The organism is Vibrio sp. Vb1166 (assembly GCF_033338695.1).
In the GTDB taxonomy this organism is placed as follows: domain Bacteria; phylum Pseudomonadota; class Gammaproteobacteria; order Enterobacterales; family Vibrionaceae; genus Vibrio; species Vibrio alginolyticus.
The window spans coordinates 327,263-350,672 of record NZ_JAWOTE010000002.1; the positions used below are offsets into that span (position 1 = coordinate 327,263).

The 23,410-nt window shown below is 43.7% G+C and carries 17 protein-coding genes and 1 tRNA gene; 9 read left to right on the forward strand and 9 right to left on the reverse strand.

The window, feature by feature from the left end; translation table 11 throughout:
- Positions 1 to 279 precede the first annotated feature (279 nt).
- Together R7E51_RS03910 and R7E51_RS03915 are read left to right on the forward strand one after the other, a co-directional pair.
- Positions 280 to 1,608 carry a sphingomyelin phosphodiesterase gene (locus tag R7E51_RS03910; RefSeq protein WP_047100810.1) on the forward strand — a complete coding sequence of 443 codons (1,329 nt, stop codon included), beginning with the start codon at positions 280 to 282 and terminating at the stop codon, positions 1,606 to 1,608.
- Positions 1,605 to 2,561 carry an ATP-dependent dsDNA exonuclease gene (locus R7E51_RS03915; RefSeq protein WP_206957387.1) on the forward strand — a complete coding sequence of 319 codons (957 nt, stop codon included), beginning with the start codon at positions 1,605 to 1,607 and terminating at the stop codon, positions 2,559 to 2,561. The genes R7E51_RS03910 and R7E51_RS03915 overlap by 4 nt, the downstream gene beginning before the upstream one ends.
- Positions 2,562 to 2,645: 84 nt before the next feature.
- Here R7E51_RS03915 and trpS read toward each other — a convergent pair whose 3' ends face one another.
- Positions 2,646 to 3,668 carry a tryptophan--tRNA ligase gene (gene trpS / locus R7E51_RS03920; protein WP_206957389.1) on the reverse strand — a complete coding sequence of 341 codons (1,023 nt, stop codon included), beginning with the start codon at positions 3,666 to 3,668 and terminating at the stop codon, positions 2,646 to 2,648.
- A gap of 601 nt (positions 3,669 to 4,269) precedes the next feature.
- Between trpS and R7E51_RS03925 the strand changes: the two genes are divergently transcribed.
- On the forward strand, positions 4,270 to 5,226 hold the full coding sequence (locus R7E51_RS03925) for an AEC family transporter (RefSeq protein ID WP_005388415.1): 957 nt from the start codon (positions 4,270 to 4,272) through the stop codon (positions 5,224 to 5,226).
- Between the two features lie 44 nt (positions 5,227 to 5,270).
- Here the strand turns inward: R7E51_RS03925 and R7E51_RS03930 are convergent, their stop codons facing one another.
- The 4 genes from R7E51_RS03930 to R7E51_RS03945 all read right to left on the reverse strand — a co-directional run bounded on the left by R7E51_RS03930 (position 5,271) and on the right by R7E51_RS03945 (position 12,322).
- The gene (locus R7E51_RS03930) at positions 5,271 to 5,726 is read right to left on the reverse strand and encodes a MarR family winged helix-turn-helix transcriptional regulator (RefSeq protein WP_017635039.1); all 456 of its coding nucleotides are present in this window, start codon (positions 5,724 to 5,726) and stop codon (positions 5,271 to 5,273) included.
- A gap of 187 nt (positions 5,727 to 5,913) precedes the next feature.
- Positions 5,914 to 9,075 (reverse strand): efflux RND transporter permease subunit, encoded by a 3,162-nt coding sequence (locus tag R7E51_RS03935; protein ID WP_203345787.1) that lies wholly within the window; start codon positions 9,073 to 9,075, stop codon positions 5,914 to 5,916.
- 2 nt (positions 9,076 to 9,077) lie between these two features.
- The gene (locus R7E51_RS03940; RefSeq protein ID WP_053349487.1) at positions 9,078 to 10,217 is read right to left on the reverse strand and encodes an efflux RND transporter periplasmic adaptor subunit; all 1,140 of its coding nucleotides are present in this window, start codon (positions 10,215 to 10,217) and stop codon (positions 9,078 to 9,080) included.
- Between the two features lie 467 nt (positions 10,218 to 10,684).
- Positions 10,685 to 12,322: a methyl-accepting chemotaxis protein gene (locus R7E51_RS03945; RefSeq protein ID WP_053307463.1), complete on the reverse strand. Its 1,638-nt coding sequence runs from the start codon at positions 12,320 to 12,322 to the stop codon at positions 10,685 to 10,687.
- A gap of 774 nt (positions 12,323 to 13,096) precedes the next feature.
- On the opposite strand from R7E51_RS03945, the gene R7E51_RS03950 reads away from it, so the two are divergent.
- Positions 13,097 to 14,086, forward strand: coding sequence for a Solitary outer membrane autotransporter beta-barrel domain (locus tag R7E51_RS03950; RefSeq protein WP_005388404.1), 990 nt, complete (start codon positions 13,097 to 13,099; stop codon positions 14,084 to 14,086).
- Positions 14,087 to 14,091: 5 nt separating this feature from the next.
- On the opposite strand, the gene R7E51_RS03955 is transcribed toward R7E51_RS03950, so the two are convergent.
- Positions 14,092 to 14,340 (reverse strand): hypothetical protein, encoded by a 249-nt coding sequence (locus tag R7E51_RS03955; RefSeq protein WP_005378271.1) that lies wholly within the window; start codon positions 14,338 to 14,340, stop codon positions 14,092 to 14,094.
- A gap of 816 nt (positions 14,341 to 15,156) precedes the next feature.
- Here R7E51_RS03955 and R7E51_RS03960 point away from each other — a divergent pair.
- From R7E51_RS03960 to R7E51_RS03970, 3 genes are all read left to right on the forward strand, one after another.
- Complete coding sequence (locus R7E51_RS03960) at positions 15,157 to 16,488, forward strand: cytochrome ubiquinol oxidase subunit I (RefSeq protein ID WP_005388402.1); 1,332 nt, start codon at positions 15,157 to 15,159, stop codon at positions 16,486 to 16,488.
- 2 nt (positions 16,489 to 16,490) lie between these two features.
- Positions 16,491 to 17,483 (forward strand): cytochrome d ubiquinol oxidase subunit II, encoded by a 993-nt coding sequence (locus tag R7E51_RS03965; RefSeq protein WP_005388401.1) that lies wholly within the window; start codon positions 16,491 to 16,493, stop codon positions 17,481 to 17,483.
- Between the two features lie 350 nt (positions 17,484 to 17,833).
- On the forward strand, positions 17,834 to 17,962 hold the full coding sequence (locus R7E51_RS03970; RefSeq protein WP_005378275.1) for a hypothetical protein: 129 nt from the start codon (positions 17,834 to 17,836) through the stop codon (positions 17,960 to 17,962).
- A 524-nt stretch (positions 17,963 to 18,486) separates the two neighbouring features.
- On the opposite strand, the gene R7E51_RS03975 is transcribed toward R7E51_RS03970, so the two are convergent.
- Positions 18,487 to 19,524, reverse strand: a complete 1,038-nt coding sequence (locus tag R7E51_RS03975; protein ID WP_318117461.1) for an HNH endonuclease — start codon at positions 19,522 to 19,524, stop codon at positions 18,487 to 18,489.
- 172 nt (positions 19,525 to 19,696) lie between these two features.
- On the opposite strand from R7E51_RS03975, the gene R7E51_RS03980 reads away from it, so the two are divergent.
- Entirely contained in the window at positions 19,697 to 20,251 is a 555-nt protein-coding gene (locus R7E51_RS03980; RefSeq protein WP_069513722.1) for a recombinase family protein, read from the forward strand.
- A gap of 190 nt (positions 20,252 to 20,441) precedes the next feature.
- Positions 20,442 to 21,380 (forward strand): hypothetical protein, encoded by a 939-nt coding sequence (locus tag R7E51_RS03985; protein ID WP_242531368.1) that lies wholly within the window; start codon positions 20,442 to 20,444, stop codon positions 21,378 to 21,380.
- 127 nt (positions 21,381 to 21,507) lie between these two features.
- Here R7E51_RS03985 and R7E51_RS03990 read toward each other — a convergent pair whose 3' ends face one another.
- The gene (locus tag R7E51_RS03990) at positions 21,508 to 23,211 is read right to left on the reverse strand and encodes a site-specific integrase (protein ID WP_193291840.1); all 1,704 of its coding nucleotides are present in this window, start codon (positions 23,209 to 23,211) and stop codon (positions 21,508 to 21,510) included.
- Between the two features lie 93 nt (positions 23,212 to 23,304).
- Positions 23,305 to 23,392, reverse strand: a tRNA-Ser gene (locus R7E51_RS03995).
- Between the last annotated feature and the right edge of the window lie 18 nt (positions 23,393 to 23,410).

A 23,410-nucleotide genomic window follows, 5' to 3' on the forward strand; every position in this document is an offset into this window, starting at 1 on the left:
ATCAATTTGAGTTCTAGCCATATGGCTAGATGAATGACGCCGCACAACTTATAGAGCAAAGATGACAGCTTGATTGCAGTGAATGCAATTCGTTGACTGTTGGTATTATTTTCCACCGCTTCAACGGCAACACACTCAATACCTCCACCCTCACCATTGAATAAAGATCACATTCTGATAACAATTTTCAGCACTGACTTAGATGTCATCCATATTTAACGTGCAAGTAACATTTATAAACAAGAATGATTACTCTAGTTCAAATGATGGAAAAATAAGATGAAATTTTCGCAGTGGAGCCTTTTATTAAGTAGCTTGATAGCGTTACCCAGCATTGCAGATACCGACGTTTACCTAACGAATAACTCTGATCAACCGTTAACTATTCAAGTAAAACATGAAGGTAGTGATTTGCTTCAATACGGAGACGAGTGGCAACAACATGTGCAGGTACTTGGTCCGTGGGAAACTAAATCTGTATTAAGCTTCAACCGCTGGGAGGGCGTGAAATCAAATCAAACTTACCGTTTTGAAACTGTGGTTTCTAGCCCCGAAGGTGAAAGCATAACACTCAATCAAATAATGGAAGGCCATTGGTACAATTCGACCATTGAATACGGCTTATCCGCAGCCGATGTCGAGTTATCTCTCAAAGATGATCGTAACATTCATCGTGCCAACACTAACGCTTTTGGTACGAGAGAAACCGAACTGGCATTTAAGTCAGACAGTACCGCTCGATATGATGATCTTTACTACACCATCACGCCAAGCAAGGTAGCGGAGTCTGTCGACAACGAAGAACAAAACCTTAAGTTGATGACTTATAACATCTGGGCGTTGACGGCTATTGCATCGCACATTGGAGATCGTTACGAACTGATTCCTCAACATGTAAAAGGTTACGATGTTTTGGCGCTGCAAGAGGTGTTTGCCAGCGGCCGTGAAGCATTCTTACGTGAGTTAGCCAAGGAATATCCTTACCAAACAAAGATGTTAGATAAAGAAGGCGTTAATATTCATGATGGTGGCGTAATCATAGTTAGTCGCTACCCTATCGTGAATGAAGCGCAATATGTCTTTCCCGATTGCTCTGGTACAGACTGCTTTGCCGATAAAGGCGTAAATTATGCGGAAATAATTAAAGGTGGTCAGGCTTACCATGTGTTTGCTACCCATACCGCATCTTTCGATACAGACACCGCCCGTGAGTATCGTCAGCGCCAGTTCAAACAAATCCGCGCACTCGCCCAATCTCTTGACATTCCTTCGAGCGAAACTGTGGTTTACAGCGGCGACTTTAACGTAAACAAAAGAAAGTTCCCTGGTGACTACCAACAAATGATCGCTAACTTAAGTGCCATAGAGCCTCACTACTCTGGTTACACGGAGTCAACCTTTGATCCCCGTATCAATAACTTCGCAGGTGAAGCGTTATCAGGTGGCGAAAACGTGGAATACCTTGACTATGTTATGGTGAGTAGTGAATACGGGGTGAAATCATTCAATGACAACCGCGTAGACGTGCCGCGCACAACCGCAGAGAGTTTATGGAAACACTATAACCTTTCTGACCATTTCCCAGTAAGCGCAACAATCAAGCCATGAAGAAAATCGCTTTGATAATCATGTCCGCCATTATGGCGGGCATGATATTTTTAACTTTCAGTCACGATGTTCAAAAAGAAGAGCTCGCTTCCTCTCCTTCCCCTAAGACAAAAAATCAGAGTGTCTCCAGTACATCACCACAAACAAGCAGCATCGTGCCCGATACAGATACTTCACCACAAACAGCTAAGCTCCCTTCCACAGTTCAAATAACGACTGAGCGATTAACTCAACTCAAAGGCAGGAAACTTGTCGCCCAACTTGAGACGTTTTGGCAAGAGTGTATGTTGAACCGTAGTTGTGAAGAGCAGGTCGCCTTGTTTGAGGCGCATTTATCTTCAGCTCGATTCCAGCTTTTGGCGAACTACCCTCAGCTCAGCAGCCAATGGCAAGAGAGTGTAGGAAATTTGTTATTTGATGAGCAACAATCACTGGCGTCGCGTATTGCACAGCTGAAGAACGAAGCAAGAAGCATCTGGGGAGAATTGGCTGATGTTGTTTTCGCGGATGAGTTCGCGCTGTACGATTTCAACTTAGAAGCCCAAAAGCTGGACACTCAAAGCCCAGATAACTTTTTGCGAGCTTTCGAGCAACTCACCATTGACTGGCAAGAACATGCAGGTGCTATCGGGCTAACAAGCGACCAGGAAAAATATGAGCGTGCGGTCACCCTGATTCCTAATAGTATAAGCCTACCAGATCGCTTGGCGATCATCGCAGAGCTAGAACGAACTTACTTAACGAAAGAAGAAAGTAAAAACATTCATGCTCGTCAGCAGCAAATTACAGAGCAAAAAAAACGAGTCAAAGATTATCAACAAGCATTACAGCAACTTGAGTCCAAACTAAGAACGCAAAGAGCCTCTAGCCATTCACATTTGTCAGAACCGGAATGGCAAAGCTATTACCAACAAGAAGTCGCGGATTTTCGTCGTGAATTTTTTTCTTCTTAATAATGCGCTTTGACTGACTGGGAACTTAAAAAGGCACGTTGCTAACCAGCCGTCGTGCCTTATGTTCAACTCTCTACTTTTAATTCAGAACAAATTTAAACCAAATACATCTTTCACATCAAATAGCACTTTTTCGGTTTTCTCGCGAGAACACTCACTACCTTGTTTTAAAATATCAATCAGCTGCGCTTTATCATTCAAATACATAGCGCGCTTTTCTCGAATAGGGCGAAGCATCTCTTGTAAGCATTCTTCTAACACTTTCTTGGTCAAACCATCACCTAATCCACCTCGTCGATAATGGTCTTTTAGCTGTTCGACATAATTTTTATCAGGATGAAAAGCATCGAGGTAGATGAATACAATATTCCCTTCGACTTGGCCAGGGTCCTCAATTTTCAGATGATTGGGATCGGTATACATAGATTTCACTGCCGCGGAAATCTCCTTTTCAGACGCCCCTAGGTTGATTGCATTCCCCATGCTTTTAGACATCTTATTTTTGCCATCAGTACTCGGCAAACGAGGTGCATCACTAAGTAATGGACGGCATTCCCTAAGAACCTCTTTTCCACCCAGGTGGTTTATTTTTCTCACGATTTCATTAGTTTGCTCTAACATCGGCAGCTGGTCATCACCCACTGGTACTAGCGTCGCATGAAACCCCGTAATATCAGCAGCTTGAGAAATTGGATACGTTAAAAAGCCTGCGGGAATAGAGCGTTCAAAGCCTTTACTTTGAATCTCATTTTTAACCGTGGGGTTTCGCTCTAATCGTGCGATAGAAACAAGATTACTGTAATACATTGTCAACTCGGCTAACGCTGGAATTTGAGACTGCAACGTGATCGTAGTTTGAGCGGGGTTGATACCAACAGCCAAATAATCTGCAACGACATTGAGAATATTAGAGGATACCTTTGATGGGTTATGCGCGTTATCCGTCAACCCTTGCATGTCCGCGACCAAGATCGTTTGCTCGTGCTCCGTTTGCAATTTGACTCGTTGTTGCAATGAACCAATATAGTGCCCGAGGTGTAATGGACCTGTTGCTCGATCTCCGGTAAGTATAATTTCACGCTGAGATGTATTTTTATGGGTATTCATATTTGTCTCCAAGTATTTAATAGATCGCTACTGGAGATAAAAAGATCAAACACTCTTAGCTACCATCCAGCAGCTTAAGAATGTAAGTATTCCGCGCCGCTCTATTTAGAGCGCCACCAAGAGAAGGTTGTTAATGAAGGGCGAACGTGTATTTTCATGTTTTTTAAACTAACAGCACATACCGCAGAACTCAATCTGTTTTGTACTGAATTAGAGTGAGTGTTCCAACAGCCAATTAAGAGGATTACATTGGTAAAGACATCGCAATGACCAAAACCGCACCAAATACCGAACCAGAGACAAACGCACACAGTACAGTTTTGTTGTGTTTCCTTTTCATTGATGAACTCCTATCCATAACTACGATGACCAGCCCTCACATCTAATACGCATGTGGATGCATCACGACAACGAGTTAACCAACATATCGCACGTAGGACCAGTACCGCTTTGTTAAATTGGGACCTCGTCCATAACTTGGAGTGTAAATGACTCCGGAACCTACAACAGAAGAAAATTTCATCACGTTACTGTCCTACCCTCCGGGTTTGTGGCTTAATAGGCAACAGGAACACTTTTTTCTTTTGCTGCGGATACTTACATGGAAGCTGTTTTACATCAGTTGCAATTCTCTTTGTCGATAACCGGACCTATCTGTTTGATGTTGGTACTTGGCGTTCTTTTTAAGCGCTTTGGTCTAATCAACGATAATTTTATCGAAGTAGGCTCTAAACTGGTGTTTCAAGTTACCTTGCCTGCGATGTTATTTGTCAGCATTGTGGCTTCAGAACACGACTTTTCCGCGGCAAGTGGATTCGTCAATTTCGGCGTCATCGCTAGTATTTCGTTTTTCATTTTCACCTACCTTTCCGTCAAACTTCTGTTCAAAGCATCGCCTGACCAAGGCGTTCTCATCCAAGGTGGGTTCCGAGCAAATACAGGTATTATTGGTATCGCTTACGTTGCCAATGCGTATGGTTCTCAAGGTGTGGCGCTAGCAGCGCTCTATGTCGCGGTCACCACATTTATTTATAACGTCCAAGCGGTAATTTGCTTATCGCCCAAGGGGGCAACGTCTGCCTCGCAAGCAGCAAAGATGATGGGCCGAACACTGACTAGGAATCCGCTCATAATCTCCATTGTTCTAGGAATGGCTTTTTATTTACTCGCTATTCCAGTACCGAATGTGGTTATTGACGCAGGAGACTACTTGTCCAAAATGACATTGCCTTTGGCGCTGTTGTGTACGGGTGGCTCACTTGACTTTAGCTTGATGAGAAAAGAGAAAGGTCCATCTTGGTTTGCGAGCAGTTACAAGCTCATCGTAGCGCCAGTCATCATCACCATGGGAGCTTACTTAGTAGGATTTCGAGGAATTGAGCTAGGTATTCTTTTCTTTATGAACGCCTCTCCAGTCGCTGCTGCCAGCTATGTCATGGCGCGTTCCATGGGAGGCAATGCCACGTTAGCTGCAAATATCATCGCACTCACTACGGTGCTTTCTACCGTGACCTGTACGTTGGGCATCCTATTTCTTAAGTTCTACAACTTAATATAATTGGTCCGCGATAAAATAAAGACGCTAAACGGCATTGATGTCAGTTACTGGTCGTGATTCGCAAAAGTGAGCTTTCTTACCAGACGAAAAAATTCACTCGCTTCAGATTCCGACAAACAAGAAAAAAACTCTTTCTGTAAATTCGTCATGATTTGATGAACTTGCTTTAAAGCATTTGCTCCCTCTTTTGTCATGCTTAGCATTTTAAGGCGCTGATTCGATTTACTTTTAGAAACTTGAACAAACCCTCTCTTTTCCAGATTGTCCACCATCCGCTTTGCTACACTTCGCTCAGTTCGAACCGCATCAGCCAACGCTTGCTGGCTCATAGGTTGAAATTCTTCTAAAGCGGCCAGTGCACTTGCCATTTCTAGTGTCATCAAATTTTGCCGAGAGAGCTCGGCTTGGGCACGATTGCGGTACATGCGCTGCATCACACCGCAGACAAACATAGGGCTTTGATCCAAAACGGAAATTGGAGAAATTTTCTGATCTTTCATCGTCGTTTTTCTTCTTTAGGCTTTCATTCGGTCGAAAAGGCTGTGCTGATACTGCACACAACACGCCGTCTTTCAGGCTCGCGTCATAGACGGTAACCACCAAGTGAAAACATAAAATAAAGAGCGCCGAAGCGCCCTTTTATTGTGTTTATTATCACTAGTATAACTCAGTTAACACAACCAAGTCCTACTCGCTTTGCTGAGTGGGTTTAGTGCTGGTCTCAGACAACTCTGCCTCCGACTCTTTTCTCGCACGTCGATCAAACAATCGCTCAACCACTACAAAGAAGATTGGGACGAAGAATATACCCAATATCGTGGCACTGATCATGCCACCAAGTACGCCGGTACCCACTGCGTTTTGACCTGCCGATCCCACACCTGAACTGATAGCAAGTGGTACCACACCCAAACCAAAAGCAAGCGATGTCATGATAATTGGGCGCAGACGAACGCGAACAGCATGTAAGGTTGCTTCGATAAGCCCAGCGCCTTTCTCATAGTAGTCCTTTGCAAACTCAACAATCAGAATGGCGTTTTTGGTTGCCAAGCCGACCGTCGTTAATAAGCTCACCTGGAAGAACACATCGTTATCCATACTGCGCGTCATTACCGCAAGCACAGCACCAAGCACACCAAGAGGAACAACTAACACCACGGCGAAAGGTACTGACCAACTTTCATACAAAGCGGCAAGAACTAAGAATACGACGAGGATAGATAGCGCATATAGCATCGGCGCTTGGTTTCCGGAAAGGCGCTCTTCATACGAAATACCATTCCAGTTCACCGTGAAGCCTTCCGGTAGCTTTTCTACCATTGCTTCAATTTCTTCCATGGCTTCACCAGTACTTACACCAGGAGCTGCATCGCCTTGAATATTCATTGCTGGCAAACCATCAAAGCGCTGCAAAAGAGGAGAACCATAGGTCCACTCGCCACTCGCAAAAGCAGAGAAAGGCACCATCTCTCCTTTAGCGTTGCGTACGTACCATGAATCGAAGTCTTTTGGCTGCATGCGGTATTCCGCATCACTTTGCACCATCACTTTCTTCACACGACCGCGGTCAATATAATCGTTAATGTAAGCCCCGCCCCATGCAGCTGACAGGATTTGGTTTACGTCATTGATACTGACATCCAAAGCACGAAGTTTGACGTGGTCAATGTTCACTTTGTACATTGGCGCATCTGCCTGACCGTTTGGACGAACACCAACAAGTTTCGGGTTTTGTGCTGCCATGCCCAGAAGTTGCCCTTGAGCCGCAACTAATGCATCGTGCCCTTTATTCAACGAGTCTTGGAGATAGAAATCGAAACCTGTCGAGTTACCTAGCTCTTGAATCGCTGGAGGGGCGAACGCAAACACCAAAGCTTCTTTAATAGTAGAGAAGTACCCCATCGCTCGGCCCGTAATGGAAGCGGCATCGGCGCCTGGCGCTTCACGCTCAGACCAATCTTTCAGGCCGATAAATGCCATACCCATATTTTGGCCTTGGCCTGCGAAACTAAATCCAGCAACGGAGAAGACAGATTTTACATTGTCTTTTTCGTCTACTAGATAAAAGTCACGCATTTTCTCAAGTGTTTTTTCCGTCTGCTCTTGTGTTGAGTTAGGCGGCAAAATAGCCATTGAGAATACTGTGCCTTGGTCTTCATCTGGCAAAAATGACGTTGGAAGGTTCATAAATAACCAGCCAGCACCTGCACTCATTGCCAAAAATACAACCAACATGCGACCTGTGCGTTTTAAAAGTTTAGCAACACCGGTTTCATAGCCAGCTGTCATCGCATCAAACTTGCGGTTAAACCAGCCAAAGAAGCCTTTCTTTTCTAGAAGCTCAGCATCGCCTTTTTTCAGTAATGTTGCACATAATGCTGGAGTCAGAATTATCGCAACCAAAACGGAAAGCGTCATAGCCGCCACAATAGTTATTGAAAACTGACGGTAAATAACCCCGGTAGAACCAGACATAAACGCCATAGGGACGAATACCGCTGAAAGCGTCAACCCCACACCAATCAGGGCACCAGTGATCTGCCCCATCGATTTTTTGGTCGCTTCTTTGGGCTCCAACCCATCTTCATGCATCACACGCTCGACGTTTTCCACCACAACGATGGCATCATCCACCAGCAAACCGATAGCCAGAACCATCGCGAACATGGTTAACGTGTTTACGCTAAATCCAGTCGCGTACAAAATAGCGAAGGTTCCGAGCAATACGACAGGCACTGCGATCGTTGGAATGATCGTCGCACGGAAGTTCTGCAAGAACAGGTACATGATTAAGAACACAAGAAGAATAGCTTCTAATAGCGTTTTAACCACTTCTTGAATCGAGGCTTTGACGAATGGCGTTGTTTCAAATGGGTACGCAATCTGCAACCCTTCTGGGAACGTTGCACTCAGTTGTTCTAAGCGCTCTTTTACCGCATTGGCTGTCTCAAGCGCGTTTGCGCCAGTACCTAATGAAATACCTAACCCCGACGCTGGGAAGCCATTATATTGGCCTCGAATATCATAACTTTCTGCACCACGCTCAACGCGAGCTACATCTTTCAAATAAACATTCGAACCACTGGCGTCGGACTTAAGAATGATGTCTTGGAACTCTTCTACACTGCTCAAACGACTTGCAGAAGAAATCGTAGCATTCAACAACTGACCTTCCTGCGCAGGTGCCGCACCCAGTTGACCTGAAGAAACTTGCGCGTTCTGTTCACTGATCGCGTTCGCTACATCGATTGCGGTCAAGTTGAACTGCGTAAGCTTAAATGGATCCAGCCAAACTCGCATCGCATACTGCGCACCAAACGCCTGCACTTGTCCTACGCCAGTTACACGACTTATCGGGTCTTGAATATTCGTTACAACAAAGTCGCCGATATCGTTTTCTGTAAAGTCAGGATCTTCAGAATAAACTGCGACAACCATGAGAAATGCCGTATTGGATTTATTGACGACAATACCTTGGTTTTGTACCTCCATCGGCAATGAAGTCAATGCCAATTGCAGTTTGTTCTGCACCTGTACTTGCGCGATATCAGGATCAGCTTCGCTATCAAACGTCAGGGTAATTGTCGCATTACCAAATGCATCACTGCTCGATGATAGGTAGCGAAGGTAATCTAATCCCGTCATGTTTTGCTCGATAACTTGCGTTACCGAGTCTTCAACGGTTTTTGCTGATGCACCTGGATAGCGAGCACTGATGGTGATCGTCGTCGGTGAAATCGTTGGGTATTGCGAGACGGGTAAATTGAATAATGACATTACCCCCGCCAACATCGTTAGAATCGCGAGAACCCAAGCAAATACCGGACGATCGATAAAAAATCGTGCCATGATTACTCCTGTTCACCGTTTTGGATAGTTACCGAACTGCCTGGCCCTACCTTTTGTAAACCGGCGGTAATGACTTTATCACCCGCGTTCAAACCATCAATAATGCGCCATTGGCTATTGATCGCTTCAGCAGTCTTCACTGGTTTCGCTTCCACTTTGTTCTCGCCATTAACCGTCATCACTGTCGCTTTACCTGTCGCATCACGAGATACCGTATTTTGTGGTATTAGAATCGCATCAGGGTCGACACCAGTAATGACCGTCGCACGAACAAACATTCCAGGTAGCAACAAACCGTCAGGGTTTGGGAATTCGGCACGAAGCGTCACGCTGCCCGTACTTTCGTTCACATTGACCTCAGTAAATTTCATTGTGCCTTTGTGTTCGTAAGTGCTGCCATCTTCAAGCATCAATGTAACTTGCGCAGAGTCATCTTCTTGCATATGGCCTTGGGAGAGTGATGCTTTCAAACGCAGCAGTTGCGCGGATGATTGCACAATATCAACATTGATAGGGTCAAGCTGCTGAATGGTCGCTAATTTGGCAGCTTGGTTAGCCGTAACCAACGCACCCGCTGTCACACTCGATTTACCGATCACCCCGCTAATCGGAGCTTTGACTTGCGTATAATCTAAGTTGATTTTTGCTGTGTTGATTTTGGCTTTTGCGACTAGGACCTGTGCTTTCGCTTCTTTGTATGCCGCTTCTGCTTCATCCAAGTCTTGTTGGCTGATGGATTTTTTGGTGATCAAGGTTCTGTAACGCTTCACCGTGGCATAGGTCGACTCTGCCGCAGCTTGCGCACGGATTAATTCCGCTTCAGCGCTCAGCAAATCCGCCTGAAATGATGAATCATCAATTTGATATAGCGACTGCCCTTGTTCAACAAATCCACCTTCAACAAAATTTCGTTCCGAAATAATGCCAGTAACTTGCGGACGAACTTCTGCTTCTTTGAATGCTCGGCTACGACCCGGCAACTCCACTGTTAATGCTTGGCGCGTTGGCTGCACTGTTAACACTTCTACTTCGGTTGCGGGCGCAGGCCCCCCACCTTGGCTCGATCCTTCTTCGCTAGGTTGACATCCAACCACAAAAAGGCTCGACGCAATCAGCAGAGATAGCGTGGTTTTACGTCTCATGAATTTTTTCTCTCTTATCTACCGACAAGCCTTCAAGATTCCTTATTAAAAGCTTCTAGAATGACTTAATAATGACTAAAGGATGTATATCCAGAACAAATTAATTAGGATGATAAATACCCAGTGTTGTACATACAACAAAATTTACAGTTCTATACGCTTACGAAAAACGTTTATGGTAAAGGTGTTATGAAGTTCTCAAATTTGAAGATTTTGGGTTGGAAATCACATTTTCCTGTGTGCAATTGCAATGGTTAAAAAGCAGCAAAAGTGATGATAAAAGCATCATCACGCTGTACAGAGTTTGTTACCGCTGTCTAGGGTTATTTACCCACTCTGGAATACGAACTAAAGTGAGAAAGGAATGTAAATATAGTCAAAATTTCACAAGTCAGGTTCGCCACTTATCTAAAAAACAACCCGCTAAGAAGCGGGTTATTTCGTCAGTGAGATTGCTGTTCTCAAGCTTATACTTTGAACTGACTGACCTGATGATCTAAACGTTGAGTTTGCTCTGACAACATGGCTAAAGAAGCTTGCGCTTGGTTTACGATTTCCACAATTGAAGTGCTACTGTCTGCAATGCCTTGTACGTTGCTATTTACTTCGTCACTTACTGTACTTTGCTGGCTCGCAGCCGTTGCAATGTGTGTATTCATCTCGTTCATACGTGAAATCGCGTTCAAGATTTCAGAAAGGGATTCACTCGCTCGGCCAGCGGACTTGATCGTTTCATCACTGCTATTTTGGCTACCGCGCATCACTTCTACAGCTTGTCCTGCACCAGATTGTAGCTTTTCAATCATGGTTTGGATTTCACCCGTACTCTGTTGCGTACGACTGGCTAAAGAACGAACCTCGTCCGCTACCACAGCAAAGCCTCGCCCTTGCTCTCCAGCCCGAGCCGCTTCAATGGCTGCGTTAAGCGCTAATAAGTTTGTTTGCTCGGCAATACCACGAATTACATCCAGTACGGACGCAATGTTACTCACATCATGATCCAATGTGTTAATGACGTGGCTTGCGCTTTCGATTTCACTTGCGAGGCTACGAATTGAGCTAACCGTTTGATCCAAAATAACATTGGTATTGGTAAGTTCATCATTCGCTGTTTGGCTCGCAACCGCAGCTTCGTTAGCGCTATCGCTTACATTTCTGCTGGTGACTTGCATTTCATGCACTGCCGCCGCTACCGCCTCGCTATCTTTTTGCTGAGAAACGGTCGAGTTCGCGATGGTCGTGGTCAACGAGCTAAGATTTGCCATTTCGTTACGTAAGGTATTTGAGCTTTCAATTACCTGAGCGACTGTCATTTGAATTTTGGACACAAACTGGTTAAATGCGTCTGCTAAATTGCCAATTTCGTCTTGTGTTTTTACATCGATTCGCTGACTTAGATCACCTTCACCGGACGCAATTTCTGTCATCGCATTTTTAATATCATTGATAGGCTTCACAACCGTTTGTAACAACAAAAAAGCCATCGCGATAGCGGCAAAAATAACAATCACAATGCCAGCCTCAAGAATGAGTTCTGCTCTTGTTGCAGCCGCTGATATTTCGTCCTTCAATTGGCTTTGCTTTTCTTCTATTGCATCTTTTACAACGTTAAGCTGCGCTCTAACCTCGATAAATTGGTCTTCAAAGGTATGTTTGTGCTCATTGTAGTAACCACGCCATTGAGATTGAGGTAAACGTAGCATCGCTTCATAACTTGCTAACCACTTTTCACCCAAAGAGACAAGCGTTCGAACTTCATTACCATGTGTAGAAGGCATCACACCGGCTTGTGATAGCTCAATCATTTGTTCCATACGTGGCAGTGCTTTGTAGGCGTTGTCTTTGTATTCACCGATGTGATGATCAATATCGTTTTGAGTATCAGAAAGAGCAACACCTTGGATTGCAGATGTTGCTTGGTAAAGATCGCGATAAGCATCCTCAATCGTTAATAAGTTCGGCACGATCTGTTCGTTGAGTGTCTCACTCAATTCAGATTGCTTCCAACTTGTCATAACGTTTAATACAGAGCTCACAATAAACAATCCAATAATCAATGACAGCGGAATCACTATCTTCTGCTTGATCGTTAAGTTCTGGAACATGAATAGACTCTCTTTATTTATGGTATACAAACTGCCGGAAATTATATCAAACAAATAGAGTATACTATTAGGTAAAAGAGGCTATTCAATATGAAATCTAATGACTTTTTGACAAGGGTTCTAATTTCAACAATTAGTTGATTTTATACAAAATTTAACAAAGAGATCTTTTCAAAAGATGCAAATTAAAATGCTCTTTCAAAACGAAAAATATGTAACAGAAAGTGAATTAAAAGGGACCACATTTTGAAGAATAGATCGAATCAATGATTTACTGAGAACACATACAAAACACAGTTCTTGGATTGAGCACCACCGCGGAATATGCAAAGGTCCGAACATTTCTTCTAAAGCTCAAAAAAACCATTGTTTATCTGACGTGTTTAAGGGTACTCCTTGATGATGTTAGTCGTGATGTTGGCAGACAGGATGCTTACAAGTTTTCGAAGTTAACCAGTAGCACAGTGAACGATTCAGATTTTCTTGAGCGCCAAGGCAATAAAAAAGTTTGCTATTTTCCTCTCAAGAGACGCATTAAAGAAAATAATGCAACCTAGTCACAAAGTCTTGCTACATCTTCAGAAAAGAATGATGTTGCTAAACAAATCTGGTGCAGCATACACATTGAAGCTAAACTCGTTTAAGGAACTTTTTCATATCAATATGAGAAAACATAGATTTCTCAAAGTTACATCAACCATTCAACGATTAAACTAATGTTAGCGTACCGGTACGTCCGAAAACTCCATGCATGAACCATTTAAAAGAGCCAAAATGTTCCAACCCAACTTCGCCTCAGTGGAGTGGCGAGTCGTTTCGCTCGCTCTCCTACTCTCTCTACCTCATACTGCTCATGCGGATCCACTAGATAAGGAAATTAGCAACCTTCTTCAACAACGTTTTTCTATCGCGGTGTTGCTGTCCGATACTGACGCAATTGCGTTTGGTATTGGCGACTTTGATCCGAATGCATTATTTGATACCGCCAACCCAGAGTTCGGGACTGACGAGTCAATCAATGAACGTCGAAGCAAATCCGTATATGTTCTCCCTTACACGACTAACTTTGACATAGAGGGCAGCGAGGATTTACATGAGCTGTCGTTTAAGGCATTTACGATACAAACAGAGAATGATCTCAAACTATTCGGCACAAGTAAGGATCTTCTCAAGGAAAGGACATACGGTGCATCGATTGGTTATGGGTATCTATACAAAGCAAGTGAAAACGTCACCCTTAGCACCAGAACGACGACTCACCTTATGCGTTATGAAAACTCATTCTCTACCGATAATAAACTTTCCTCCATCATTGGAAGAATCCTAGACGGCCGTGCCGTTAACGTTTCAGCATGGGCGGCAATAGTTCAACCATCCATTAAAGCCAAATACACGTCTCCCACAAGTTGGGGGAAATGGCATGCCAGTTCGACATTGAATTCATTCATTGGGCACAGCTGGGGAAGCGCAAATAACGGCAATATAGGCAACCCTAAAGGTTGGTACCTATCTAATGAAATCACCGGTTACTACAATATTTATCACGGTGAGCAAGCTTTATTTACTGGGATTAAAAGAGTCGACCTTTCGCATGATTTAAGCGACGAACTTGGAAGTCCGCATTACTACGAAGCTTCTATAGGATGGCTATTTTATGCACCAAAGCCCTTTGATTGGTTGGACAATTTCGGCATAGGCGTTAACTTCAACTACGGCTCGACTCTCAGAGGTGGCAGCATTCAACTTTACTACAACAAACAATAACGCTGTCAGTACAGGAACCAGTTGGTAGCATATATAACAAGAAGAACTAGAAGACACAAAAGGAATGGCAGAGTTAGCGTCTTCGCAAACTTTTTCATGAGACTTGGGTTATCAAACACTACACCTTCCGCTTCTCTTACCCTTCGCTCTTCGTCAAAATGCCATTTAATGGCTAAGTAGGCTCCTATCCCTAATACAATAAGCTTAAAAGCTCCAGCAAAGTAAGGAAAGAAATTAGCCCAACTGTCGTTCATTATCCATCTCCATCAAATTCAATATCAGCTTTGCGGTGGCAGAATCCAAAGTTCATGTAGAATGCCCCCCTCAAAGTCAGACTCTCTGGCTAGCGCCAGTCTACTGCTCGAGATAGCTGTCCACAACTCTCTTTACCATATCGGCATTTATTAATTATTTAATAAATAACAAGAAAGACACTAGCACACTTGCTGAAAAGTAAGTGTCAGTTTGGATTGAAACTCATCAGGAATCGAAAATGGTCCGCAGTCGACTTGTTGATCTAGTGAAAGCCGAATTACCTAGCGCCAAATCGTTCGCTAGTATAAAAATGTAGCCTATCGCACTTCTGGTCGAGTGCTAACAAACTTATGATGTATATGTCATTAGCGGTGCAATTTTAAGTTTATCAATTAGCTAAAGTTTCCCACCTTAACTGTCAGTAAGCTTGCTGTGTTTGAGACGATCTCGACATGACTAGTGTATAAATAGTATGGAGGTTCAAAGTGAAGGCAAGGCAAATTTCCTTACTAAAAATATTGTTTCTGTAATTTTATTTCAGGATTATCGAAACCATCATAAGGATAATTCGAACTAATCTTAATCCATGCTCCTTCAGTTACATTTGCTTTCTTTTACTCACTTCTCGCGACTATTAGTGGCATTTTGAGACAATTTCCTACACTCCTTTCTTTGTCTTAGTTGATATAAATCATTGTTAGAAGAAAACAGAATCACCTGTATTTCTCGATACATAAATCCAAACTGCCCGACTTTTCGTAACTAAATTACAGATAGACACGATTTTTAGTATGGCACGTTTTTGAGGAACCAAGATGTTAGATACCCTCATGCTGTCGCGGATCCAGTTCGCGGCCAATATCAGCTTTCACATTCTCTTCCCGACCATCACCATCGCGTTGGCATGGATGTTGGTGTTTTTCAAGTGGCGATATAACCGCACCCAAGCCCCCGTATGGCTCGATGTTTATTACTTCTGGGTCAAGATATTCGCTCTTACTTTCGCCTTAGGTGTGGTATCCGGCATTACGATGAGTTTCCAGTTTGGTACCAACTGGCCAGGCTTTATGGAACGAGTCGGTAACGTAGCAGGACCATTGCTCGGATACGAAGTGATGACCGCCTTCTTTATGGAAGCCACCTTCCTTGGCGTGATGCTTTTTGGACGAGGACGAGTGCCGGAATGGGTTCATACTCTCGCCACCGTTCTGGTTGCTGTTGGGACAAGTATGTCCGCGTTTTGGATTCTAGTGCTTAACAGCTGGATGCACACACCAAGTGGCTATGAAGTGATTGACGGAATTGTACATGTAACCAGTTGGAAGGAAGTTATTTTCAATCCTTCTTTACCTTACCGTCTTCTGCACACGCTATTAGCATCGGCGCTGACTGCCAGCTTCTTGATTGCGGGTATCTCAGCTTATCAAATAATGAAAAAGCCAGATCACCGCTCAGCCAAACTTGGCCTAAAAGTCGCGCTGTTCGCGGCGGCTGGATTCATCCCAATTCAAATCTTTGTCGGTGACCTTCACGGGTTAAACACGCTTGAACATCAACCTGCAAAAATCGCAGCGATGGAAGGCGTGTGGGAGACCGAGCAAGGCGCGCCTCTTCTTCTGTTTGCGATGCCAAATGAAGAAACTCGCAGCAATGATTTTGAAGTGGGCATCCCAAAGCTGGCGAGTTTGATTCTTACGCATGACTTAGATGGGGAAATCCAAGGACTTAACGAGTTTGCACCTGACCACCCGCCAGTGAAGCCCTTGTTCTTTGGTTTCCGCGTGATGGTTGGTGTTGGTGTCCTTATGTTGCTTGTTAGCTGGTATGGCGCGGTGAAGCTAGCACGTAAAAAAGCGCTACCTAAACCTTACCTGTACACGGTATTAGCCATGACGTTCTCTGGTTGGATAGCCACACTGGCGGGTTGGTATGTTACTGAGATTGGTCGACAACCTTGGTTGGTCAGCGGTGTATTGCGAACATCCGAAGCCGTCACCACGGTTGCGAGCAGTAGCGTGATGACTTCGCTCATTATGTACTTAGCCATTTATGCTGCATTGCTGGTTGCGTACATCCATACCCTATTCTATTTGGCGCGCAAAGACGTTGCAGCCCATGAAGTCCCACTGACACAACAAGAGGCCTAATCATGCTCGACTATCTACCAGAAATTTATCTTCTGCTGCTTGGCTTCTCGGTCTTTATGTATGCCGTGCTCGACGGCTACGACCTTGGCGTCGGTATCCTTTTACCAAGTGATAATGAAGCGCAACGTGACCGAATGATAGCCTCTATCGGCCCTTTCTGGGACGCGAACGAAACGTGGCTGGTGTTAGCCGTTGGTATTTTGTTGATTGCCTTTCCTACCGCTCACAGTTTGATTTTAACGGAGCTCTATATGCCGACCGCCATCATGCTTATCGCACTGATAATGCGTGGCGTGGCGTTCGATTTCCGAGCCAAAGCGAACTCGGATCATAAACCTCATTGGGATTGGTGCTTCAGAATTGGCTCGCTAATCACCGCACTAACTCAGGGTTACATGGTGGGTCGTTACATCATGGGATTTGAACAATCAACCGAAGCATTTGGCTTTGCTTGGTTAAGCGCACTTTGTGTAGCGGCGGCGTACGTTTACATCGGTGGCGCATGGTTAGTACTAAAAACGGAAGGTGATTTGCAAATACGCTCGGCCCGTTGGTCTCGCCGTGCTGGTTGGTTAGCAGCCTTAGGAATCTTGGTGGTTAGCGTTGTAAACCCAATTGTAAATCAACAAGTTGCCTTGCGTTGGTTCAGCTTCCCAGAAATCTTGTTGCTTGCCCCAGTTCCGTTAATTGTATTGGCAACCATCTTCCTAGTTGATCGCTATTTGCGTCAGGTTCCAATGGTGAATGATCTGGGTGTGCGCTGGCCTTTCTTTGGTGTCACCGTCATTTTCGCGTTGAGCTTTCTCGGGCTTGCGTATAGCTTCTTCCCAGAAGTTGTGCCGGGGTTGATGACCGCACAACAAGCGGCCTCCTCACCTGCGACATTAATAATCGTGGGCTACGGTGTGATGATTGTTATGCCGGTGATATTGCTTTACACCTTTGTGGTATACCGGATCTTCAAAGGCAAAGCGACAGAACTTAGCTACAAGTAGGAAAGGTAATTCCTCAACAAAGCGCCGCTGCTCATGCGGCGTTTTTTTTTTGCAGTACTCACGACTAAAGTATCTACCCAAGGCGACTGAGTGGAAACGCTTGAGAATGTAGCGGCAGCCAGTAGTTTGTTCCTAACTAGAACGAAATAACCATTTCTCAACGATGGCGATACAGGCACAAAAACAGAAAGAACATTTGATGTTACAAAAGGTAGACCACCACTTTAAAACGCTTTGAGTATTTTTTGCGCTCAATGAGGTGCAAGTATACTTATGCTTTTTATGACTTGTGAACACTCAATTGCATGTTATGTTGCTGTTGAAATCGTACATGAAATAAGGACAAGAACATGAAGATAAGATGCAAAACGACGCAAAGCATTGAAAAATTTAACCCTGATGACCTCAATCTAAACACAGATCTCTTTGGTATGATTGCTGTTGTATTCGTGTTCATGGCTGTTTTGCTTAGCATCTAGTAGCACTACGTTCATTCTTGTGGCCGTATTCATACCTCATGTGATATGGGTGCTAAATTCTAGATTAAAGCGGATGTGCTAACCCGCACCAATCAGATTATGGCTGCCTCTGTATAGCATCTTCAATTTTGGCGTTGTATAGAGGTGAGATGTGAATAGTTGGCTTGTAGATAGAATGGCGCTTGCACCTTGAGCACTCTTGTGTACTTTCAATGACGCATTACTTTAGTGTAGATACGAAAAAAGGCCTAATAAATCAGACCTTTTAGAATGTGGCGGTGAGTGAGAGATTCGAACTCTCGATTGCAAGCTACCAAGTGTAAACCATTAAATATCAATTACTTAAATTACACCAACTTCTAGCTTTGTACCAACTTTTTGTACAACAATACACGCAATATATAGCTTTAGAAGCTAACTTAATCTTTTCGAACAAATTAGACTCTGCGGTCGACCATTCAAAAGCTCAGCAGAGAACTCATTCATAAGGTGCTAATGTCAACGATGTTCACTTCGGCACCGAGCTAGCCGAAATGCTCCTTTCTGTGACAGTTTGGACATAAGGCTATGGCATTTTCTACAGTATCGTCTCCACCGTCAGCTAGGCGAATCCTATGATGAACTTCTAGGTAAGGCTGACCGTCCGATCTTTTCTCAAACGGAGCCTTGCTATTACAAGACTCACAATAACCCATCGCTCTGCTTAGCACTTCAGCTACAACATCTGGATTACGGTCATACACGTAGGTATGTACCACTCGTCGTTTCGGCTTCTTTGGGGCCTTAGCTAAGCGTTTCTTGCGCTTGTCAGATGACAACCTAAGTGATTCAGTAACTGACTGATTGAATACTTCAATCTCTGATGATTGGTTTATCTCAGGAGTTAATCCTAAAGCTCCAAGCTGGAACCACTTTGCATTTCCTTCGTCAAAATGGTTTAGGTACTTAAAGGCGCCTTTAAATTTAAACTTGGATTCATCATTGGTTTGACGAGTGAAGACAAAAATAGGAACAGAACCTGAATTGATAATGGCATGGTTTTCCTTGTAATCATCTTTGAATACATCACCGATGCTTTTCATGAAGTACTTAAGCAGCTTATTTTCAATCAACCATTTATTTTTATACTTGCCACCCTCGAAAGTTACTTTGACCAAAATACTTTTTAGTTGACCGTTTTCGAAGTATGGCAGAATCCCACCAGAACGAGTGTCATACCTGCCAACGATAGGAAGAAACTCTCTCGAGGAATATTCATTGTCAATGACAAACTCATCGAATGAGGTGAAGTCGTTTAGCTCGTGTTTAAACTTTTTTTCAAAATCAGGCAATATTTGCTCATATGACTTTAGCCCCAGCTGCTCAATTTCATCAACACTACCGTCTCGACTTTTCGTCGTGCTCAACAAGTACTTGTAAACATCACCAACTTTTCTGAAGCCGTTAATCCAAGGAATTTGGCTCTTGGTAACATTCTTCACCTTATCGGAAGTTCGGTGATCGTCAATTGCAGGTTTTAGTACAGACTCAAGAACAAATTTCTTAGCTAATTCAATGCTCACGGCTTCACCAGGTAATAGAGGTTTAGATAATATGGATACTACTAAAGTATACCGATTAGGTATACCCAAACGACTACGGTCAAACCTCCATCAAACAGTACCCATTAGGGTTGAATTAAAATTGTGACCACAATAAAATTTCTAACATCTTAGAGTTAAACGGGTACACCTAATGGCACACATAGCTTATCTGCGAGTTTCGACCACAGACCAAAATACAGACCGTCAACTTACAGATTCTGGTATCACCTTTGATAAGAGCTTTACAGATAAATGCAGTGGTGGCTCAACTAAACGGCCAGCGTTAGAAGCTCTTAAAGACTACGTTCGCGAAGGAGATACAATCCACGTTCATAGCATCGACCGCCTAGCGCGTAATTTGGTTGATTTAAAGCAGCTAATAAACGACTGGACTAACCAAGGTGTTAGCGTGAGATTCCACAAGGAAAACCTAAGCTTTAATGCTGGTGGAAGCGATCATATGTCTGAGCTCATGCTGAACATGCTAGGAGCTGTAGCTCAATTCGAGTTAGCAATGATTCAGGAAAGACGTCAGGAAGGCATTGAGAAAGCTAAAGCAGCAGGGAAGTATAAAGGTAGACCAACTAACACAACTAACCACCAGCGTATCGCTGAGCTACGTTCACAAGGAATGTCTTTAAGAAAGATCGCTTCCGAAGTGGGAGTCTCCTTATCCACAGTCCAAAGAGCCTTGGTAAAAGCTTAAAATACCGTAATCACAAAAAAATGAAAAAACGATCCGCTCATTTGGTGTAAAGATTACTACTAGCCGCAATCATGTTCGATATGTATTACCCCGAACCCTCCCCCCTCCTAGGGTTCCAATCAAACCAAAAAGAGAAACATTAATAATCAGTCATAGACCTACAGGTACATAACACACTATGAATCAATTCATGGCAGATAGCAGATTTGCGTATTTAGACCCTCGAACTCTCATACTCGATCCCGCGATGCAAGCCCGTGACGTTGAACTCATTAAAGACAAACGAGTACGTTCAGCGCAAGAGATTAAGCAAGAGAGTCAAAGCAAGGAGATTCTTGAAGACCTTCGTAATGGACAGCCTATAAGGCAGCCTATCACTGTTTTTGTGGTTGATGATAAGTATTACGTAGTGGATGGTTTCCACCGCACTGGAGCTTGTTTGAAGTACCTTGAAGAAAACCCTGATGCTGAATTGATGATTAACTCGTTGATCATAGAAAACCGTACTTACGCTGAGGCATTCTCAGCAGCCCAAGATGTCAATCAAGCGCATGGGGTTGGAGTTACTAAGGATGAAATAATGCAAGCTCAGTTTCGCAAGCTAATTGTTAACCGAGAGTTTGACCTGAGCGTCTCTCAAGTATGTGAGCTTGTTGGATGTAGTCGTGGTCAGGCTGCACACATTGCTAACGGCTTAAAAGCTTGTAAAGAAGCATTAGGGACTGACATCGAGATGAACGACTTAGAGAGCTTTGTTGAAGGCCTCCAGTTTGGCTTGGAGTCACGTTATTACCTACCCCAAAGCTGCTGGGACTCTAAGGGGTTTCCGAAGATTAGACGCCTCTCAGATGCTTTTAAGGGCAAAGATAATATATCTGACAAAGATGATGAGCAGTGGGAGCAAAAGCAAATTAAAGACGTCTCAAATAGCATCAGCCGCCTCATTGAGTTCTTTGGAGAGGATATCTTCAGGGAAGGTTTAAGAAAGGTCACTAGGGGATCTCAATTAGGTATCTCGATATCTCAACGGAGTAAGTGGCTGGAACAAGCTGGGACTATCGAAGGGAGTATTCAAGATAAAAATAGTGGAAATAAAGCTCCTAACGTAACCGAAAACTACGACTTTTAGAAATGACATTGCGAGCTCGTAAGCCTTATACCACAAGGCCTACGGGCTATTTAAGACCAAAGTGTACACGTGTGAACAGTGGGGAGACTTTAGGTGTACACAACAGTGTAAATACATTAACTAAAAGCTACCAAAGGCGTGGGACAGCCAACCTAGGCAAACAGTCTATTGCTTTCTTCTTAGCCTTCATATCAACCGTACCGTATGCTGCACCGATATTAGCCGGAGCGTGACCAGTGATAGCATCACTAACAGAATCAACCACTCCTAGACCACGCAAAACTGTTCTCAAAGAGTGCCTAAACGAGTGTGATGGCTGCTTGGTTATGCCTACCGTCTTGACCTGTTTACTCCACCACTTACCAATAGCACCAGACCTTTTACCGTGTTTGTTTGGCTTGTGCTCAGGGAATAGAAACTCTCCACAGGACGCCACATAATCCAAAAAGCCTAAATCAATGAGGTGCTCATGAATCGGTACTTGTCGAACAGACTTAACGTTTTTTACGTTCTGCTCTTCACCCTCACGAACATAAATAAAGTGAATATCTTCGTCTGATCGTTGTATATCTGAACTTCTAAGTTGAACCATTTCTTCAATCCGAGAACCCGTATACCTGCATAGAAGAGGCACCCAATAACAAGCCATGCCATAAGGCTTACTAGCAGTGACATCAGTGAATATATCTAGCTTAAATAACTGATTGATCTCACTAGGAGTAAAACCTTTAGCTTCCGCTACCGCAGACTTATTCTGTACTTTAGGAAGTGTTACGCCTTTGTACGGGTTGACGTCTATCAGACCAAGCTCAACAGCATAGCCAAATACAGGAGAAGTCTTTCTGAGAATAGTCTTAACGGTTGAAGGAGAGATTGTCTCAAGCCCTTTTGTTTTAACAAGCTCAAGCTGCTCAGGTACTGATTTGTTTCTAATCTCTTTAGCTTTAGACTTAGGCAATTGTAACAGGGTATCTTTGTATTTTGAGATATGACCTCTCGTTACATCAGCAACATCTAGATCCCCTATTATCTCTATAAGACGCTCTATCTGAGACTCAACCTCTGCCAAGGATTGAGAAGCTTTGCCATTAATAGATGCAGACTCAAGGTAACGCTTCAATAGACTCGAAATGGAGTTCTGAGATGGTTTCAAAGCCCTAGACGGTATCTTATCAGGCCTAGGTACTGAAATGGGCTCACTAGCGATTGAACTGGTTACGGGCTCATACCCAAAGTCTCGCTTGTGACGAGCCAAGCAGAGAGACTCAACTCGACGGGCGTAATCGTAAAAGGCACAGACCAAACGTCTATATGAAGCGCTTGTCTCACATACAACTAAACCTTCTATCTTTAGCTGTTCCTCAATGAAGTCTTTAAAACCTTCCAAAAGCTCTTGGTATTCCTCTTCAGTAGCTTTTGACGCATCTAGACCACTAAACTCAAATGTGTCAGACAAGCCGAATACGTGGAGACGCTTATCGCCCTCAACGCCATACCATTCATATCGAAGATAGCAATCATAGTTACCATTACCATCAACCTCATCTTTGACACGCAGATACCAACGCTCGGCAATGATCGCGCAATCACGGACATTAAGCTCAATATCAGATGAATTAGATAGCTTTAAATTAGCGAACTCGATTTGCTTGAGCGCATCATCAAGATGCTGAGGAAATCGCTGCTTTGCTTCAGAAAGGTTTTTCGTTTGAAGAGATTTCTTGAAGACTGTCTTACCGATTATAGGAACCAGCTTTTTTGGGACAGCCATTCTAAAGTAGTAAACACCAGTTTGAGGATGCTTATAAGGACTTGCCATGATGTTCGACATTGTACCTACTCTTTGTACCAGTAGGCAGCTTACATTAAAACACCAAACCCCTGTATTATAAGAAGTTCTTACACTACAAGGGCTTATAGAATGTGGCGGTGAGTGAGAGATTCGAACTCTCGATACGTTGCCGTATACACACTTTCCAGGCGTGCTCCTTCAGCCACTCGGACAACTCACCGAATCAAATTTTGGTTAG

What these genes read in the sequence shown, in the direction of transcription:
- R7E51_RS03910 (WP_047100810.1), top strand. Translation starts at nt 280, where the DNA reads ATGAAATTTTCGCAGTGGAGCCTTTTATTAAGTAGCTTGATAGCGTTA.
- R7E51_RS03915 (WP_206957387.1), top strand. Translation starts at nt 1,605, where the DNA reads ATGAAGAAAATCGCTTTGATAATCATGTCCGCCATTATGGCGGGCATG.
- trpS (WP_206957389.1), bottom strand. Translation starts at nt 3,668, where the DNA reads ATGAATACCCATAAAAATACATCTCAGCGTGAAATTATACTTACCGGA.
- R7E51_RS03925 (WP_005388415.1), top strand. Translation starts at nt 4,270, where the DNA reads ATGGAAGCTGTTTTACATCAGTTGCAATTCTCTTTGTCGATAACCGGA.
- R7E51_RS03930 (WP_017635039.1), bottom strand. Translation starts at nt 5,726, where the DNA reads ATGAAAGATCAGAAAATTTCTCCAATTTCCGTTTTGGATCAAAGCCCT.
- R7E51_RS03935 (WP_203345787.1), bottom strand. Translation starts at nt 9,075, where the DNA reads ATGGCACGATTTTTTATCGATCGTCCGGTATTTGCTTGGGTTCTCGCG.
- R7E51_RS03940 (WP_053349487.1), bottom strand. Translation starts at nt 10,217, where the DNA reads ATGAGACGTAAAACCACGCTATCTCTGCTGATTGCGTCGAGCCTTTTT.
- R7E51_RS03945 (WP_053307463.1), bottom strand. Translation starts at nt 12,322, where the DNA reads ATGTTCCAGAACTTAACGATCAAGCAGAAGATAGTGATTCCGCTGTCA.
- R7E51_RS03950 (WP_005388404.1), top strand. Translation starts at nt 13,097, where the DNA reads ATGTTCCAACCCAACTTCGCCTCAGTGGAGTGGCGAGTCGTTTCGCTC.
- R7E51_RS03955 (WP_005378271.1), bottom strand. Translation starts at nt 14,340, where the DNA reads ATGAACGACAGTTGGGCTAATTTCTTTCCTTACTTTGCTGGAGCTTTT.
- R7E51_RS03960 (WP_005388402.1), top strand. Translation starts at nt 15,157, where the DNA reads ATGTTAGATACCCTCATGCTGTCGCGGATCCAGTTCGCGGCCAATATC.
- R7E51_RS03965 (WP_005388401.1), top strand. Translation starts at nt 16,491, where the DNA reads ATGCTCGACTATCTACCAGAAATTTATCTTCTGCTGCTTGGCTTCTCG.
- R7E51_RS03970 (WP_005378275.1), top strand. Translation starts at nt 17,834, where the DNA reads ATGAAGATAAGATGCAAAACGACGCAAAGCATTGAAAAATTTAACCCT.
- R7E51_RS03980 (WP_069513722.1), top strand. Translation starts at nt 19,697, where the DNA reads ATGGCACACATAGCTTATCTGCGAGTTTCGACCACAGACCAAAATACA.
- R7E51_RS03985 (WP_242531368.1), top strand. Translation starts at nt 20,442, where the DNA reads ATGGCAGATAGCAGATTTGCGTATTTAGACCCTCGAACTCTCATACTC.
- R7E51_RS03990 (WP_193291840.1), bottom strand. Translation starts at nt 23,211, where the DNA reads ATGTCGAACATCATGGCAAGTCCTTATAAGCATCCTCAAACTGGTGTT.